A 16,318-nucleotide genomic window follows, 5' to 3' on the forward strand; every position below is an offset into this window, starting at 1 on the left:
TGTGTTTAACTAGCTTTTCTTCACAATGGTTTCCACATTCCCACATCCATCTAGTGTTGACTTATCTCGCGTTCGTCTCGAAATCCGCTCATTGCAACCTCAACTGGTAGAATGGCGACGACAACTGCATCAACAACCAGAGTTAGGTTTTCAAGAAAAACTCACATCTGAGTTTGTTTCACAGAAGTTGCAGGAATGGGGAATTGAGCATCAAACTGGTATTGCCCAAACTGGAATTGTGGCAATAATAAAAGGTGATAAAATTGATAGTGGGAAAGTCTTGGCAATTCGGGCAGATATGGACGCTTTGCCAATTCAAGAACTCAACGAAGTGCCATACAAATCACAACATGATGGGGTAATGCACGCTTGCGGTCATGATGGACATACAGCGATCGCTTTAGGTACAGCTTATTATCTGCAATCAAATCGCCAAAACTTCGCCGGCACTATAAAAATCATCTTTCAACCAGCGGAAGAAGGACCAGGAGGTGCAAAGCCGATGATTGAAGCTGGGGTACTGAAAAACCCTGATGTGGATGCAATTATCGGTTTGCATTTGTGGAATAATTTGCCTTTGGGAACTGTTGGTATCCGCGCTGGAGCATTAATGGCAGCTGTAGAATGCTTTAAATGCACGATTTTGGGCAAAGGTGGACATGGGGCAATGCCTCATCAAACGGTTGATTCTATCGTGGTTGCGGCTCAAATTGTCAACGCTTTACAAACTATTGTCTCACGCAACGTCGATCCAATCGATTCGGCAGTGGTGACAGTCGGCGAACTTCATGCAGGAACCAAGGTAAATGTTATTCCCGATACAGCAAGAATGAGTGGGACAATACGTTATTTTAAACCTGATTTAAAAGGCTTTTTCAAAAAGCGAATTGAGCAAATTATCGCCGGCATTTGTCAATCCTTTGGTGCGAATTATGACTTAGAATACTGTGAACTTTACCCACCAACTATCAACGATGCAGGAATGGCAGAATTTGTGCGATCGCAAGCCGAACAAGTCATAGAAACTCCTCTCGGAGTTGTCCCAGAATGTCAAACAATGGGCGGCGAAGATATGTCATACTTCTTACAAGCCGTTCCCGGTTGTTATTTCTTCCTTGGTTCTGCGAACCCCGACAAAGACCTAGCATATCCCCATCATCATCCCCGCTTTGATTTTGACGAAACCGCTTTACCAATGGGTGTAGAAATCTTCGTCCGCTGCGTCGAAAAATTCCTACCGTAGTAAGCGCTTCAGCGCTTTCCTTACTCCGCAAACTTAGGTAAATTATCCTGACGCCACTTCGCATCTGTTTTCCGATTTGTTCGCAATTCCAAAACCCGAATTCCCTTACTTGGCAAGAAAGTTAACTTTTGTTGCAACTTATCCCAAGAAGTAATCAATTCATGCTCTACTCCATAAGTAGCGCACAATTGAGCAAAATCAATATCTTGCGGAGTGGCAAAAAATTCTTCAAATGGTGGGTCAAATTGAGCTATGGGTAACATTTCAAAAATCCCACCGCCATTGTTATTAATTAACACAATCGTGAGATGTCCAACAAACTTATTTCTAATTAAAAAGCCATTGGTATCATGTAATAAAGATAAATCTCCAGTTAACATGACACTACTTTGACGACGATGGGCGATTCCCAAAGCAGTGGATAGTGTACCATCTATACCATTGGCACCTCGATTAAAATGCGATCGCACTCCTAAATTATTCGGCTTCCAGAAAAATTCTACATCGCGCACCGGCATACTGTTGGCGATAAATAGCGGCGTTCCCGGTGGTAGAATCTGTGAAAGCAACCAAGCAGCTTTACTTTCCACTAACTGATTCATTGTCACCATAGTTTGATCAACATTTGACCGAACTTGCGCTTCCGCATCACACCAAAGTTGAAGATAAGGGGATGAGGGAGATGAGGGAGATGAGGAAGTAGCAATAATTCCCCCTTGTCCCCCTTGTCCCCCTTGTCCCCCACTCCCCCACTCCCCCACTCCCTGCGCTAGCTGTTCAATCGCTACTCGTAGGTGAATTGTCTTACCGTGAAGGGGGTCAAGGTTTTGGTCGCTAGGGTCAATTATCCAGCGTTTGGGTTGTGTAGTATTTAGCCAGGTACGCAGTTGTTTACTAGTGGGAAGTTCCCCAACTTGAATTACTATTTCTGGTGCTAACTGCTGCGAAAGATTCTCATTTCGCAAAATTAAATCATAGGTAGATATTAAATAGGGGTTGAGGTCAGCATAATTTCTGACTGGGGAAAGTCCCTCTGCAAGAACCGGAAATTTTAAGGTTTGGGAAAGTTGCGCGATCGCACTACAATATTCTTTTGGCTGCTGCACTTGAGCAACACCGGCAATTATTATCCCTCGCTGACATTGTAACCATTCTTGGGGTATGGGTATTGGGGATTGGGGAATGGGGGAAAAAGTTGTTATTCCAGAAAAGAATTCTTCCTGGTCAAATTGTAGAGACGCGAAATTTGAGCCAGCGCGTTGCGGGGGTTCCCCCCGTTGTAGCGACTGGCGTCGCGTCTCTACACTTGCATCGGGAATTGGTGCGAGGGGATCGCGAAAAGGTATATTTAGATGTACTGGACCTGGGACATGATAAAGCGACTTTTCCCATGCATGAATTACCGTTTGTCGCAGATAAGCTAACATTTGCATATCTGATGAAGGTAAAGCTAACTCTGTTTGCCAGTTTGGGTAATTTCCATATAGCTTCAATTGGTCTATGGTTTGTCCAGAGTGGCAATCTCGCAATTCTTGCGGTCTATCAGCAGTTAATATCAACAAAGGGACGCGACTTTCTCTAGCTTCTATGACTGCTGGGTAAAAGTTTGCTCCCCCAGTTCCCGAACTGCAAATCAATACTACAGGACGTTTGGTTGCTTTGGCTACTCCCAAAGCAAAAAAAGCAGCGGAACGTTCGTCAAGAATAGAAATCGCTTCAATATTATATGATGCTTTGGCAAAGGCGAATGCTAAAGGTGTGGAACGCGAACCAGGACAAATTACTGCACAAGTCAATCCTAAGCGGGAAAGTGTTTCCGCCAAGATAAAGGAACAAAGTTGATTCGTATTGTTAAAAGCGATCGGCATTAATTCAAATATTGGGCATTGGGCATTGGGCATTGGGCATTGGGCATTGGGCATTGGGCATTGGGCATTGGGCATTGGGCATTGGGCATTGGGCATTGGGCATTGGGCATTGGGCATTGGGCATTGGGCATTGGGCATTGGGCATTGGGCATTGGATAAATTCTTCCTAGTCCCTAGTCCCTAGTCCCTAGTCCCTAGTCCCTAGTCCCTAGTCCCTAGTCCCTAGTCCCTAGTCCCTAGTCCCTAGTCCCTAGTCCCTAGTCCCCAATTCCTGATAAAGACAATATTAAATTTTAGATTTTGTATGGGAGAATTCACTATAAAACCCAGAATGCAAAATTCATTTTGAGACTGAAATTTCATGGACTCGATTCATTTAACAGGAATTCGCTGCTATGGCTATACAGGCTATCTGGCTGAGGAACAGGTGTTAGGACAATGGTTTGAGGTGGATGTGAAGTTATGGCTAGATATCTCCACAGCGGCTAAAACTGACGCGATTGAAGACACTGTGGATTATCGCAGTGTCATCGCCAAAGTGCAACATCTAGTAAAGACATCTAAGTTTGCTTTGATAGAACGTTTAGTAGCCACCATCGCCGATTCTATTCTCATTGAATGCGATCGCGTCTTGAAAGTGCAAGTCACTTTAAGCAAACCTGCCGCACCTATTCCCGACTTTGGCGGCAAAATTACCATTGAACTGACTAGAAGTAAGTCTAACTGCTCATAGAAACCTAGACAAAGTTACCCAAAAGTCGTCATTTTCCCCATGCCCAAAAACTCAATCGAATTGTGGCTGGAGTTTTTTATTTTTTGAACATGTATCAGGACTTACGCACGAACTACGTACTTCCGTCATTGCGACCCTTCGGTTGCAATCTCAAAGTCTTGTTTTCTCGTAACAAATGCGTAATACCAATTCTATGTGAGGCTGCACATTAACGCCCTTAGGCTGGAAGCCTGGGGCTACAGAAACAAAGCAGGCACACGCAGGCTAAATTATATGCATCTTCATATAAAATCGGTATGTGATTCAAATGAGAACCACTGTATTTCCCCCTATTTTTTATTAGATATAGGCGTAGAAATTAATTATGCGTTGCCCGAAACCCTTGTAAAGACCTCGCAATGCTACATCTCTACGTCTTTTCGAGAGATTTAAAACTATAGCTTCATCAAAATCGGGGAAATCATCACCAAAACAGTATATTTGAGATGATAACTTTATGTAACATTTTTTATCTAAAGAATGTGTTTCATATTACAGTTTTATGTAATATTTTTAATAGAAGTGTGTTTAATATTACACTCTTGTGTAACATTTTTATGCTAAATGCTTGGAACAGCTAGTTGTTTGTTTTTAAATTTTCGACTTCCATGTGATTTTATTAAGCTTGAAACAATTTTATACACATGCGTAAACATTACCAAAACGTAGTTTTTTTTAATCAATTAGTTACTTAGATAGAAAAAACTGCCTTTAAGTTTTAGTAATTTGAGGGCAATTTATATCATGCACAAATAACTTGATACTAACCATATATAAACACCCAATTAACTTGAGTCAACCTCGATAATCCGCATTTCCACACAAATTAGAGTAATAATTATTCAGCTTTTTATGAAGCTATGACGCAGTTAGTTTAGAGATTGATATTATAGGATTATTCTGTTTCAGATTGCGTTGACACTGACAACAACATCTGAGCTTTCGCCAACCGATTATTTTAGCATGGACAGTCCGAAAATCCTAGTTGTTAAGGACGAAAAAGTCCTAGTCGTAGATATTAGAAACAGATTACAAAACTTACGATATACTGTTTCGCATATCACTAATTCTGGTGAGGAAGCAATAAAAAAAGTAGCAGAAACTCGTCTACATTTAGTGTTAATTGATATCTGCTTGTCAGTAAAAGTCAATGGAGTGCAAGTGGCAGAAATCATTCTGAATAGTTTCGACTTACTTATGCTATACTTGACTAAGTATTTATTAGAGCATACATTACATAAACAGCAGTTAACTAAACCCTTTAGTTACATTCTTAAACCAATTGCAGAAAGAGACTTACATGTTGCGGTAGAAATGGCTATTTATAAACAGGAGATTGAAAAGAAATTAGAGAAAAAACATCAGCAATTAACTGCAATTATTAATAGTATGGGCTGTGCCGTAGTTGTGACAGATACAAATGGTTGTGTCCAAATTATGAATCCTGTAGCAGAAGAGCTAACTGGATGGAAGCAAAATGAAGCAATTGGTAAAGATTTAACCGAAGTTTTTAGTTTGATTGACAGCGAGACGAATGAGCCAATTGAGAATTTAGCTAAACAAGCAATAAAAGCGAATGCAGTTTTGAATTTACCAGAAAACTGTACTCTGATTGCTAAAGATGGCAGAAAAATAGCGATTGGGGATAGTGTTGTACCTATCCGGGATGATGATGGGCAAATAACTGGTGCGGTTTTAGTTTCTCAAGACATCACTAAACGCAAACAGAAAGAAGCGCAACTACTTCGCAATGCATTTTATGATGGGCTAACAACACTACCAAATCGCATTTTATTTACAGATAGACTGAGACAAGCAATTGAGCGAAGCAACCGACGCAACGATTATCATTTTGCGGTTTTGTTTTTGGATTTAGATGGCTTCAAAGCAATTAACGATCGCTTTGGGCACCAAATGGGAGATAATTTCTTAGTAGCGATCGCTAAACGATTAGAATCATGCTTGCGTAGTGGCGATACTGTCGCTCGATTTGGCGGCGATGAGTTTGCTTTTCTTTTAGAAGAAATTAAAGACGTTAGCGATGCTACCAGTATTGCCAAACGCATTCATGAGTCTTTAGCATTGCCACTTAACTTTAATGGACATGACATAATTTGTACAGGCAGTATTGGTATAGCTTTTAGTGGTAGCAAGCATAATGAACCAGAAAGTCTGCTACGAGATGCTGATACAGCCATGTACCACGCCAAGCAACAAGGTAAGGCTCGTTATAGTATATTTGATGAAGATATGAATTGATAGTTGTTAGTTGACGATGACTATCTAGAATCCCCACAGCGTTTAGTTGCTTCTAGCAACAAAAGCCACCCATATCGTCGTAAGTTTTGCGGGGCTTTTTAGTTTTTGGTTACGACTTATCGGACGCGATGCATAAGTCAGGCAACACAGGAGCGATCGCGATCGCACTGACGCACGGCAACGCACCCATCAAAAAGCCGTCCCTGCCTCATGAGGGGGGAGGGACGGCAGTGGGTTTTCACCTGCATCGAGGTTAAGCGCTGCCGCAGTGGTTATAACTAAAGACGCATCTGAAAAATATATATAGCAATCCTAAATGAGTCGTGAAAATTTCCGAGTCCTCTCTCTGCGTTCTCTGCGGCTCTGCGGTTAATTTCTTTTTACAAATGATTTAGGACTGCTATATACCATGTTCGTTTAGATGTCAGGAATGAGATTCTAGTCACAAAGAAGGGTGTGGGGTGTTGGGGGTAGGGTGTGGGGAAGACGGCTGATGCTCAATAGCTTGAACTCCGACTTTCCGCGCTTCGTCGCTCTTCGACGGGGCTTGTATCCAAGATGGTTGTCGGGGCTATTTCTTTTCCCCACACCCGCCGCCCCTTTAAGGGGGCTGGTCACAACTCAGGTTGATCAACGATTGCTTCGCTGAGTAAAGCTATCCACATATCTGCTGGATTAGAGTAGTAATCAATTTCTTCAACTTGATATCGACAAGAGTCAGAGCCGTTTTTTAAAAAAATATAATCACCACGCTTAATACCTTTACCCTGTCCTGTCATATAACCTTTTTTCAAGTCATTTACAGATTCAAATACATAGTCACGTCCGTTGACGTATCGGGTATAATCATAAGTTTTATTCGGCTGCTGTTTGGGTTTATTTAATAAAAAGCTAAACAGCGATGAAAAAACAACCCTAAGGTTCATGCTTGACCTGGTAGAAGACATAAGTAAATTAAAAACAATAATTTGCAAACAGATAAGCAATTTCTTTTGCCCTGATAATTAGCTCCCCTTCAATTTGGGTTATTTATCATAATTATGGATACTTCTAACCCAAATGTATTATTATTTTAATCAAGTATTCCTATTTCACAAGGTTTAAATACCTAAAATACCACCACAAACAAGTTTAAGATGCAAGACTAGTACAGCGGGCGCGTAAATAGCGCAAAGTTGGCGGTTGCCTGTACCGTCCCGCCAAACTTTGTAAGAGAACCAACCATTCTCAATCGCTAAAAAGCTTGCTCCATATGACTTTTGAATGCGTGACTTTTGAATGCGTGACTTCCGCCTTGCGGTACTAGAAAGGACTTTATAAACAGTGGATAGTCATTATCTGGTTTTAGTGAAGGGCAAGGATGTCATTTGTCCAAAATCTGATTTGAAAGCACTTGACATTACCCTATGAGTGAGTGCTATACTATTTGAAGTAAAATCGTTGGGGCGTAGCCAAGTGGTAAGGCAGCGGGTTTTGGTCCCGCCATTCCTAGGTTCGAATCCTAGCGCCCCAGTTTGTATGTATAAATGCTAGTCGTACCACATTCTGTTTGATATTGTATTTAAACCACAAGTAAAGCGAAGATTAATCAGAGCTTGAGGGTTAGGTGTGGCGATGCGTAATATGATTAATACTCACTTGAAATTGATAGCTTCATGTAGCTGAGGTTTATTTACAAGATGCTGAGTATATTTTTTTGAATCAGTAGCTGAATAATAGTTACAGTTTGCCTAAAGGTTGATCGCCTTAAACAAAGTCAGGACTTACGCATTTTAACGATAAACTGTCATTTGTGAGTGTAGCGATCTTCGGAACGAAGAATCTCCGAGATACTTCTCTTCTCCTTCGGAGACGCTTCGCGAACGAGAGGCTTCAGAAACCCGAACGCTACACTTCGTTTCGCTCAGTATCAGGACTTACGCAAAAATTCTCTCAAACTCTTATTCCTCTGTTTCCTCTGGGCTCTCTGCGGTTCGTTTTTTGGTCTGTTTGCGTAAGTCCTAAGTATGACATTTTCGACTTTGCGTAAAACCGAAAACCCGCTCTGAGACGTTCCCGTGGAACGTCTCTACGTGTATTTAATAACAACGCAATCTGCTGTAATTCAACTAAAATCTTTGTCCTTTTTGTTTTATCCGGAAAAGTTTAAAGTTAATTAGTAAGACTAAACAAATTAGTGCAACCTTCAACACTTGGATTTAAATACTAAACGTGTTAACTTTATGGGAATCTAATTAGCTTAGATTGAAGACTCAATTAATTGTATTAATTTATACATATTATCCAGTGGAGACATATATAATTAGCCAAGCAATTTATCGTGCGTAATGTTACTGTAGTTGTAGTGCATCGCTCCAAAAAAGATCGGATCGTAAATACTGTCTTCCAGGGTAATGAGTCTATCAGGTTGGTATGAAGCAATACTCAAGTTCGGCTTGAGATTCTTTGGACTATGAGATTAGTCAGTTCAGTAATTAACCAGGAGTGCCGAAACGTAGCGCAGTGAAGGAGAAATGAAACTCCAGATGCCAAATTTTAATCAAGACATAAACTTGCGTAATTACTGTTAGTAATTTAATTTACCATTGCCATGCTGAAGTCAGAAAAATATCCTCACCCTTTGTCACAAGCGAATACGGCACAGTTAAATGATGTTGAAGAAGGTGGATTGAACCTGGGTCAAGTTGGATCTGCTTTGCGTCGCCGAATATTTTTGATTGTTGGTTTAACAGGCATAGTAGCAACAGCAGCTGTGTTGAAGGCAGAACAAGATCCTCCAGTATATCAAGGCGAATTTGAGATTTTAACTAAGCCTTTGACTGGTGAGAGTAAGGCTCTAGCCGATGTTCCTCAAACTCTGGGTTCCCAACTGAACATAGCAGGAGCAAATGCGGAGACAACAAAAACCACGATCGCAGTTTTAAAAAGTCGTAAAGTCCTAGATCCGATTGTCGAAGAACTTCAACCTAAATATCCAAAGCTGACTTACGAAGTACTTGCTGAGAACTTAACTATTCAACCCGAGCAGGAAAGTATTTTACAAGTCCAATATCTAGATGCAGATCAAAAGGAAGTTATCGAAGTTTCCCAAGCACTTGCTAAAACTTTTTTGCAGTATAGTTTGGCAGAGCGTCAAGCAGAAGTAGCTCAGGCAATTAAGTTCGTTAAGCAAGAAAAACAGCCCATAGAGCGGCGGGTCATATCATGGCAAAACGAACTGGGAAACCTGCGATTAGAAAATAACTTAATAGACCCAACCCAGAAAGCTACAGAGGTATCTACTCATATTACGACTTTGACGCAACAACAACTCGAAAATCGGGTACAGTTAGCACAAATGGTAGCTAAGTATCAAGATTTGCAAACAGAGTTAGCGCAACAACCAGGTGAGAGGGCTGGTAATTTAGTGCTGAGTGAAAATCCTCGCTACCAAAAGATACTCGATCAGATCCAGGAAGTGGATGTTGAGATTAAAAAACAGTCAGCCAAATTTACGGATTTCAACCCGACCATAGGGACTTTACAGGATAGAAAAAACAACTTACTCCCATTGCTTTCAGCCGAAGAAGTTCGGGTTCAGAAAGATTTTCAAAGCCGCATCCAGGAACTGCAAGCTAGAGATCGAGCATTGGGTGTAAAAATCAATAATTTAAATAATTACGTCAAAAAGTTGGCAATTATTACCCGTAATTACGATAACATTCAGCGGGAACTACAAGTTGCCACTCAAGGTCTGACTCAATTTACAACCAAAGAACAAGCGTTGCAGCTCGATAAAGCCCAAAAGCAACAACCTTGGCAGTTACTCGATCCTAAACTGACTAAAGTAACGGAACCTGATGCTGTTTCAGACAGTGCCAAGAAAAACTTGGCATTGGGGGGAATGTTAGGTTTGCTGTTGGGTGTAGGGGCAGCTTTAGTTGTAGATAAACTCAGCAATATCTTTTATACTTCTAAGGAACTCAAAGAAGCGACTAGACTGCCCTTGTTAGGCGTAGTTCCCTTAAGAAAAGAACTAGGACTGACAACTAAAGAAAATGCATCTAAAGGAGTGCAACCAGTAAGTAGCATTTCCTTTTTTGAGGTGTTTCGTTCTCTCTACACAAATATTCTTCTTTTGGGTTCGGATACGCCAATTCGCTCTCTTGTAATCAGTTCGGCAGGACAGGGAGACGGTAAATCTACTGTGGCTATACAGTTAGCCCAGGCAGCAGCAGCGATGGGGCAACGTGTATTATTAGTCGATGCGAATCTACGTTGTCCGACTTTGCACAATCGAGTCGGGTTAATGAATATTCAGGGCTTGACCGATGTAATTTCCCAAGATTTAGAGTGGAGTAATGTAATTGAGCGATCGCATGACGAAGAAAATCTCTTTGTCATGAGTGCTGGTCCCATTCCCCCAGACTCGGTAAGGTTACTTGCATCTGGGAAAATGCAAGATTTAATGGACGATTTGCAAGCCAGTTTCGATTTGGTAATCTATGACACACCCCCAGTCTTGGGCTTTGCAGATGCCTATTTACTAGCGGCTAATACCAACGGTATGGTGCTAGTTGCTGGTTTGGGTAAGCTAAAACGTACTGTACTCCAACAAGCATTAGAAGAGATTCAAGTTTCTGGCACTGCCATTTTAGGGTTAATCGCTAATAAATCTAAAGATTCCACACCATCGTCTTATAGCCACTATCAGCAGTATTACAGACAGAGCATGAGTGCTGAACGAGTTGGTGACGATACAGATGAAGACACCGCTAATTCTGCGTCAATGACAAATATAAAACGACGTTAGGATGGGCAATGGGCAATGGGCATAGGGCAATGGGCAATGGGCAATGGGAATTATTCTTTTCAATCCCCAGTCCCCAGTCCCCAGTCCCTAGTCCCTGTCCCCAGTCCCTATTTCTCCGGCGATTTGAGAGCCTGATCGAGAACTTGCCTTGCTTGTTCTGCTTTAGCTCGGGCTTCTTGATAACGCATATTAGCTTGGGCAAAATTTTTCAGAACTTTAAAACCTTCCTTAAGACGGGTAATTTCCTCCTCAGTCACTGACTGATCGCTAAAGAGGACATCAACTGCTTTGCGAATTTCTAATGCTTCAGCGCGAGAATCTTGAACTTTGAGCTTGAGTGTAGCAAGATTGCTCAAAACCTGGACAGCTTGTGTAATTGCGTCCTCACCACTACCAGTGTCAATTGATGCTTCTTTCACCTCAATTAATTGTTGAACACCAAACCCTTCTTCTAATTCCGTAGGTAGGTTGCCTGCTTCCATTAGTTCCATCAGCTGATCCATCGCTTTCTCACGGGCTTTAGCTGAATCTTTACCGGGAACAGTGAGAATGATTTCTGGGCTTTGAGCAAGAGTGTACTGAACCATATCTAAGCAAAAAAGTTGCTGGTTAACCAAGCCGAGGCAAATTATTTTAACATGAAGTCAGTAACAAGACGTTAATTAAAAATTCCCAAAATAATTTTACATTTTGCATTCAAGTTGAGGCAGTCGCCCCGCAGAGTTTACAAAGTAGCAAAAATAAAACTTTATACTAAAAAAGGGAGAATAAATTTTCATAGGAGGGAAGAGCAATGGCTCCCAATCCCACCATTATGCAAGCTGTGGAACAATTGGGCTATCGTGTCACCCTTGGTGATGTGGCAACCCAGGCAGGATTGAATGTTGCGGAGGCGAATCAGGGCTTATTAGCTTTTGCAAGTGAAACTGGTGCACATTTGCAGGTAGCGGAAACAGGTGATATTGTTTACCTATTTCCAAAAAACTTTCGGGTAATTTTACGTAACAAGTATTTTCAGTTGCGATTGCAGGAATGGTGGAAAAAGGTCTGGAGTATCCTATTTTACCTAATTCGCATTTCCTTTGCAATTTTCTTAATTGCTTCCATTGCCTTGATAGCGATCGCCACGATCATCATTATTACTGCGCTCAACTCAGATCGCGACAGTAACGGTGGAGGTAATTCTAACAGTCATGGCGGCGGTTGGGGCTTTTTCTATTTTCCCGATTTATTCTGGTATTTTAGCCCAGATTATCGCACTCACTACCAAGAACGGCGGCGAGCGAAAAGCGATCTAAATTTCTTTGAAGCTGTTTTTTCATTTTTGTTTGGTGATGGCAATCCTAACACCAAATTAGATGAACGCCGCTGGCGAGAAATTGCAGGTGTAATTCGCAACAACCGTGGTGCAGTAGTAGCTGAACAAATTTCTCCCTATCTAGATAATATCGGTGAGAAATATCAACAAGAATACGAAGATTATATGTTGCCTGTTCTCACTCGCTTTAATGGGCAACCAGCGGTAAGTCCCCAAGGAGAGATTGTTTATTACTTCCCTGAGTTGCAGGTGAGTGCTGCAAAAAAACGTCCTCAGTCAGAATCGGTGTACCTGGAGGAATTTCCTTGGCGTTTTAGTGCGGCAAGTTCCGGACAAATTCTGCTCAGTGCTGGGTTGGGTGGAGTAAATTTGGTTGGTGCTTTGGTGTTGGGAAGTTTGTTGCGAGGTGGTATTGTTGCTGCAAAACTGGGTGGACTTGTCGCTTTTGTCCAAGGAATTTATTGGTTGCTGTTGGCTTACGGAATCGGTTTCTTGGGGATACCGATCGCGCGTTATTTTTGGATTCAATGGCGCAATAAGAAAATTGTCGCACGTAACCGCGATCGCCTTCAGCGTGCCAGACTATTAGCTTCGGCTGATGCTTCTTTGCAAAATAAAATCGACTATGCTCATCAGTTTGCGGCTGAAAAAGTCATTGGACATGAAGATTTAGCATACACCACAGAAACTGACTTATTAGAACAAGAGGATGCTGAATGGCAACGGCGTCTTGACGAGGGGAGTTAGTTGTTGGTTGTTAGTCGCTATTCTTTAAGCACAGACTTACGCAAGCGTCACAAAATACAGCAGATTGCGTTGTCATGAAATACATGTAGAGACGTAGCAATGCTAAGTCTCTATAGGGTTTTACGTATGTACCTCATCTACCGACAGCTATTTTTCGCAGATTCATCCCTTTCCAGGATATCTGCCCGATATGTCCTCTGTCAGTAGGGGCAGCCCAAAAGGGCAGTGTTCACTTCAAATTTGCCAACACAACCTTTGAGTCGTCGGAGGAAGCGTCACTAACCATCCCTGAATATTCGCCGTTATAGTTGGTAAATTCAGACGGAGATCTACGAATATTAGATAGACGAATTTGCCAATCGGAAACCTGCTCGTAGGTAAGGTGATTAGTATTGGAAGTCGTTGTCCATACCCCCCACAGACAGGTGTCTTCAAACTGTAGCATTCCTGATTTCCGTAAGTTATAAGATTGCGGAGTTCCGGGCAAGGGAATAATGCTGTAGCACGAAGTCTGAAATTCCAATTGAGGGTTAATCTCTACGAGTTCATCGACCAATTCTGAGATGGCTTCCTCAAGACGCAACAAGTCCTCATGGTCATCATCGGGTAGCCCGATAATGATGCCATAAGCAATAACAGGTACACCAGTTCTGACCACAGATTTCATCAAGGTACAATGCTCTTGCCAAGGCAACAACTTCTTGTAAGCTTCTCGTCCAAAAACGGGACGTTCGGCAGGGATATAAGCCAAAGGACAACCGACTTTGCCATCCCAGCCAAACAGTGCTTCAATCAGTTCTTCGTCAGGTCTGAGGTCGCTGCTTTCGTAGTTACGCCCAGCTCCGAGAGTTGTTTTCCTCAGTTCTAAACCATTGGGCCACATGAGTGTTATTCCCATCTCCCGCGCACCATTGGTAATGTCGAGGATCTCTTGTCGCCCCTCAGGAAAGAGTCCACGGGCGAGGAATTGATCGGAACCGATATTGATCGAACGAGCCCCCGCTTCTTTCTGAATCGCCAACCATTTGAGGGATGTTTCTGGGGACATTCTCCGAAAGCCAGTGCCGTAGGTGGGTGTCATGCAAAAATCACAGGTGCGATCGCAACCAATGTCAGCCACTAACGAACCAACGGGTACAGATCCCTGGACATTGGGAAGTGTCCCTAAACACTCCCGTGCCACTTCCACCGAGGGTAGTGCCCACTCCTCTGGACTTTTGGCTTTACTCTTCCTGGGATACTGTTTACCATCTGCGAGAATGACACCCGTGAGTTCTTCCCGTGGGGTTTTTCCGAGTACATAGTCAAAAATCGCCCAATTCGCTGCCCCGGATTTATCCTGAACGACTGCTGCTGCGCCAGCCTTCAAATAATGGTGCGGTTCAGCGAAAGCATCCGAGCCGCCAACGACAATGGGACGACCTCCCTTAGCCAGATGCTCAATCACCATACAAGTGACTTGACGATCTTGGGAGAAATTCACTGTAATTCCCCAAGCATCGAAGGCGTGAGGATCGAGAGCGGAAATTTTGCCCCCTACATATGTTTTCCGCAAGGTCATCCCTTTCCAGACAATCTCCCCAAATTCTTCACTATAATTATCATCTCTGAGGTTGACCAATCGGGCATCAAATCCTCCTGCTTGCAAGTCAGGAATCAAAACTTGCTTGCTGATTAAGGAACGATGTCTATATAAAGAAGTCCAATTATTCCCTTCTGCATCGTATAGTCCCGTTGCTGGAACTTCAATCAGTCCAATTGTTGGATACTTGTTATCTACCGTATTCGAGGATGCCGAATGTGGGATAAGAGCAGGGGCTTTTTGATGCGCCATAATATTATAGTGGTAATAAAAATGGTATGGTCAGGGCGCAGCAAAAAACTGCGCTATGTACAATATTGCATAAATTGATGACGAAAATTTATCACAAAAACTCTGCGTCACTCTGCGCTTACCTTCGCGCTCCTCTGCGTTAAAAAACGTTACGAATTAATGCAAAGTTGTACTTAATTCCCCCACTCCTCTACCCTTTTTGACTACTTTACTCGAATTGGGGTTAAGGCTACACCTTGGTAATAATGCCCCAAAATTTGTAAATGGTTTGCTCCTCGCCGAGCTAAATTATACGCTCCCCATTGACTCATACCTAAACCATGACCGTAGCCGAGTCCTTGGAGTACAAAACTACCACCTGTTCCCTTGCTGACCCGAAAGCGAGTACTTTTCAGCTTTAGCGCTGTACGCACTTCTTCGCCTTGTAATACTTTAGTACCTTTATTGCCGACAATTTTTAAGGTTTTAACGCTGCCGAAAGGTGAGAACGCTTCTGGAAGCATATCTTTGACATTGCCCACAGAAGGAATCATCGCGCTGATTTGGGCGCTTGAGAAAGTTTTCACCCAACTGCACTCGCTAATATTTTGGTCGAAGTCTTGAACTGCACGCAGGTAAGGGAGGGTGTTTCCCCAAACATCTTCAACGTTTTCGGTGTGTCCGCCAGAACAAGCGTGAAAAACTGAAAGAATAATTTTATTTCTATAAGTTAATACTTGTCCGGCTGTAGCATCGACGGCTTTATAAGTCCCACCGGATTCACTAATTACGCCTTTGTAAATTTGCCAGCGATCGGGGGTATCGCCGACATCGTAAATGGGATTACTGCGCTGTTTTTCCCGTTCGTAGAGGGCATAGGTACGAGCGGCGATCGCCTGTGCTTGTAGCGCTTGTTGGGGCCATCTGGCATCCATTTCGCCACCGAGAACGCTGTAAAGATATTCTTCGATATCAACCCAGTTAACAGCGGTTACACCTTTGTCTGTGGGGACAACCAAAGTTCTGCCTCGATACCAGCGATCGCCTATATAAACGAAACCCTTACCTGTTGGTTCAATCCAAAATAAACCAGATCGCCATCGATCCAAAGCAACTCCCCCAGGAATCGCTTGGGCATAATAGGAACTCATAGATGGTAATTGTCCTAAAGTGCGACCAGAACCATCTTTAACGATGGCAGTTGTGGAACTGCCGACTTTTACCTGATTAACGCCTCTTTCAATTGCTACACGCAATATTACAGATGCTTGAGCTGGTGCTACCAAAACAATCCAAAAAAGAATGCCTATCCACCAATGGCGGACTTTAATCTGGGAAAATAAAGAGCCTAATAACAGTTGAAACTTCATGCTGATAATTTATTCATACTTATATAGGTTTACAATTCGGCTTTACAGTAGTTTCCCGGAGATTGCATCGCCACCTCACTAAATATAGATGAACTACCTTAGACTATCAAGTTTCTTTGGCGCGGTTTTTAGCAAT

General features: G+C 42.4%; 12 protein-coding genes and 1 tRNA gene. 7 read left to right on the forward strand and 6 right to left on the reverse strand.

The annotated features are described in order from the left end of the window. Positions 1–25 precede the first annotated feature (25 nt). Positions 26–1,243 (forward strand): M20 metallopeptidase family protein, encoded by a 1,218-nt coding sequence (locus tag TOL9009_RS0126805; RefSeq protein WP_029636175.1) that lies wholly within the window; start codon positions 26–28, stop codon positions 1,241–1,243. 20 nt (positions 1,244–1,263) lie between these two features. On the opposite strand, the gene menD is transcribed toward TOL9009_RS0126805, so the two are convergent. After that, positions 1,264–3,111 carry a 2-succinyl-5-enolpyruvyl-6-hydroxy-3-cyclohexene-1-carboxylic-acid synthase gene (gene menD, locus TOL9009_RS0126810; RefSeq protein ID WP_029636177.1) on the reverse strand — a complete coding sequence of 616 codons (1,848 nt, stop codon included), beginning with the start codon at positions 3,109–3,111 and terminating at the stop codon, positions 1,264–1,266. 4 nt (positions 3,112–3,115) lie between these two features. Continuing rightward, on the reverse strand, positions 3,116–3,256 hold the full coding sequence (locus TOL9009_RS47805; RefSeq protein WP_221928655.1) for a hypothetical protein: 141 nt from the start codon (positions 3,254–3,256) through the stop codon (positions 3,116–3,118). A 216-nt stretch (positions 3,257–3,472) separates the two neighbouring features. On the opposite strand from TOL9009_RS47805, the gene folB reads away from it, so the two are divergent. The 3 genes from folB (at position 3,473) to TOL9009_RS49710 (ending at position 6,399) form a co-directional block, all read left to right on the forward strand. After that, positions 3,473–3,844, forward strand: a complete 372-nt coding sequence (gene folB, locus TOL9009_RS0126820) for a dihydroneopterin aldolase (protein WP_029636179.1) — start codon at positions 3,473–3,475, stop codon at positions 3,842–3,844. A gap of 1,002 nt (positions 3,845–4,846) precedes the next feature. Beyond that, positions 4,847–6,142 carry a diguanylate cyclase domain-containing protein gene (locus tag TOL9009_RS0126825; protein WP_029636181.1) on the forward strand — a complete coding sequence of 432 codons (1,296 nt, stop codon included), beginning with the start codon at positions 4,847–4,849 and terminating at the stop codon, positions 6,140–6,142. A gap of 128 nt (positions 6,143–6,270) precedes the next feature. After that, complete coding sequence (locus tag TOL9009_RS49710; RefSeq protein ID WP_260675948.1) at positions 6,271–6,399, forward strand: hypothetical protein; 129 nt, start codon at positions 6,271–6,273, stop codon at positions 6,397–6,399. A gap of 357 nt (positions 6,400–6,756) precedes the next feature. Here TOL9009_RS49710 and TOL9009_RS0126830 read toward each other — a convergent pair whose 3' ends face one another. Continuing rightward, complete coding sequence (locus TOL9009_RS0126830; RefSeq protein ID WP_029636183.1) at positions 6,757–7,089, reverse strand: hypothetical protein; 333 nt, start codon at positions 7,087–7,089, stop codon at positions 6,757–6,759. Between the two features lie 494 nt (positions 7,090–7,583). Between TOL9009_RS0126830 and TOL9009_RS0126835 the strand changes: the two genes are divergently transcribed. Both TOL9009_RS0126835 and TOL9009_RS0126840 read left to right on the forward strand, forming a co-directional pair. Further along, positions 7,584–7,655 (forward strand) — tRNA-Gln (locus tag TOL9009_RS0126835). A gap of 1,077 nt (positions 7,656–8,732) precedes the next feature. Continuing rightward, positions 8,733–10,934, forward strand: a complete 2,202-nt coding sequence (locus tag TOL9009_RS0126840) for a GumC family protein (RefSeq protein ID WP_029636186.1) — start codon at positions 8,733–8,735, stop codon at positions 10,932–10,934. A gap of 107 nt (positions 10,935–11,041) precedes the next feature. On the opposite strand, the gene TOL9009_RS0126845 is transcribed toward TOL9009_RS0126840, so the two are convergent. Next, positions 11,042–11,521 (reverse strand): hypothetical protein, encoded by a 480-nt coding sequence (locus TOL9009_RS0126845; RefSeq protein ID WP_029636188.1) that lies wholly within the window; start codon positions 11,519–11,521, stop codon positions 11,042–11,044. Positions 11,522–11,727: 206 nt separating this feature from the next. Here TOL9009_RS0126845 and TOL9009_RS0126850 point away from each other — a divergent pair, with 206 nt between their 5' ends. Next, positions 11,728–12,999: a hypothetical protein gene (locus TOL9009_RS0126850; protein WP_029636190.1), complete on the forward strand. Its 1,272-nt coding sequence runs from the start codon at positions 11,728–11,730 to the stop codon at positions 12,997–12,999. Positions 13,000–13,228: 229 nt separating this feature from the next. Here TOL9009_RS0126850 and TOL9009_RS0126855 read toward each other — a convergent pair whose 3' ends face one another. Both TOL9009_RS0126855 and TOL9009_RS0126860 read right to left on the reverse strand, forming a co-directional pair. Next, positions 13,229–14,833 (reverse strand): radical SAM protein, encoded by a 1,605-nt coding sequence (locus TOL9009_RS0126855; RefSeq protein ID WP_051503039.1) that lies wholly within the window; start codon positions 14,831–14,833, stop codon positions 13,229–13,231. Positions 14,834–15,036: 203 nt separating this feature from the next. After that, positions 15,037–16,182 carry a SpoIID/LytB domain-containing protein gene (locus TOL9009_RS0126860; RefSeq protein WP_029636194.1) on the reverse strand — a complete coding sequence of 382 codons (1,146 nt, stop codon included), beginning with the start codon at positions 16,180–16,182 and terminating at the stop codon, positions 15,037–15,039. Positions 16,183–16,318 lie beyond the last annotated feature (136 nt).

Origin of the sequence: [Scytonema hofmanni] UTEX 2349, assembly GCF_000582685.1 — a bacterium.
Classification (GTDB): domain Bacteria; phylum Cyanobacteriota; class Cyanobacteriia; order Cyanobacteriales; family Nostocaceae; genus Hassallia; species Hassallia hofmanni.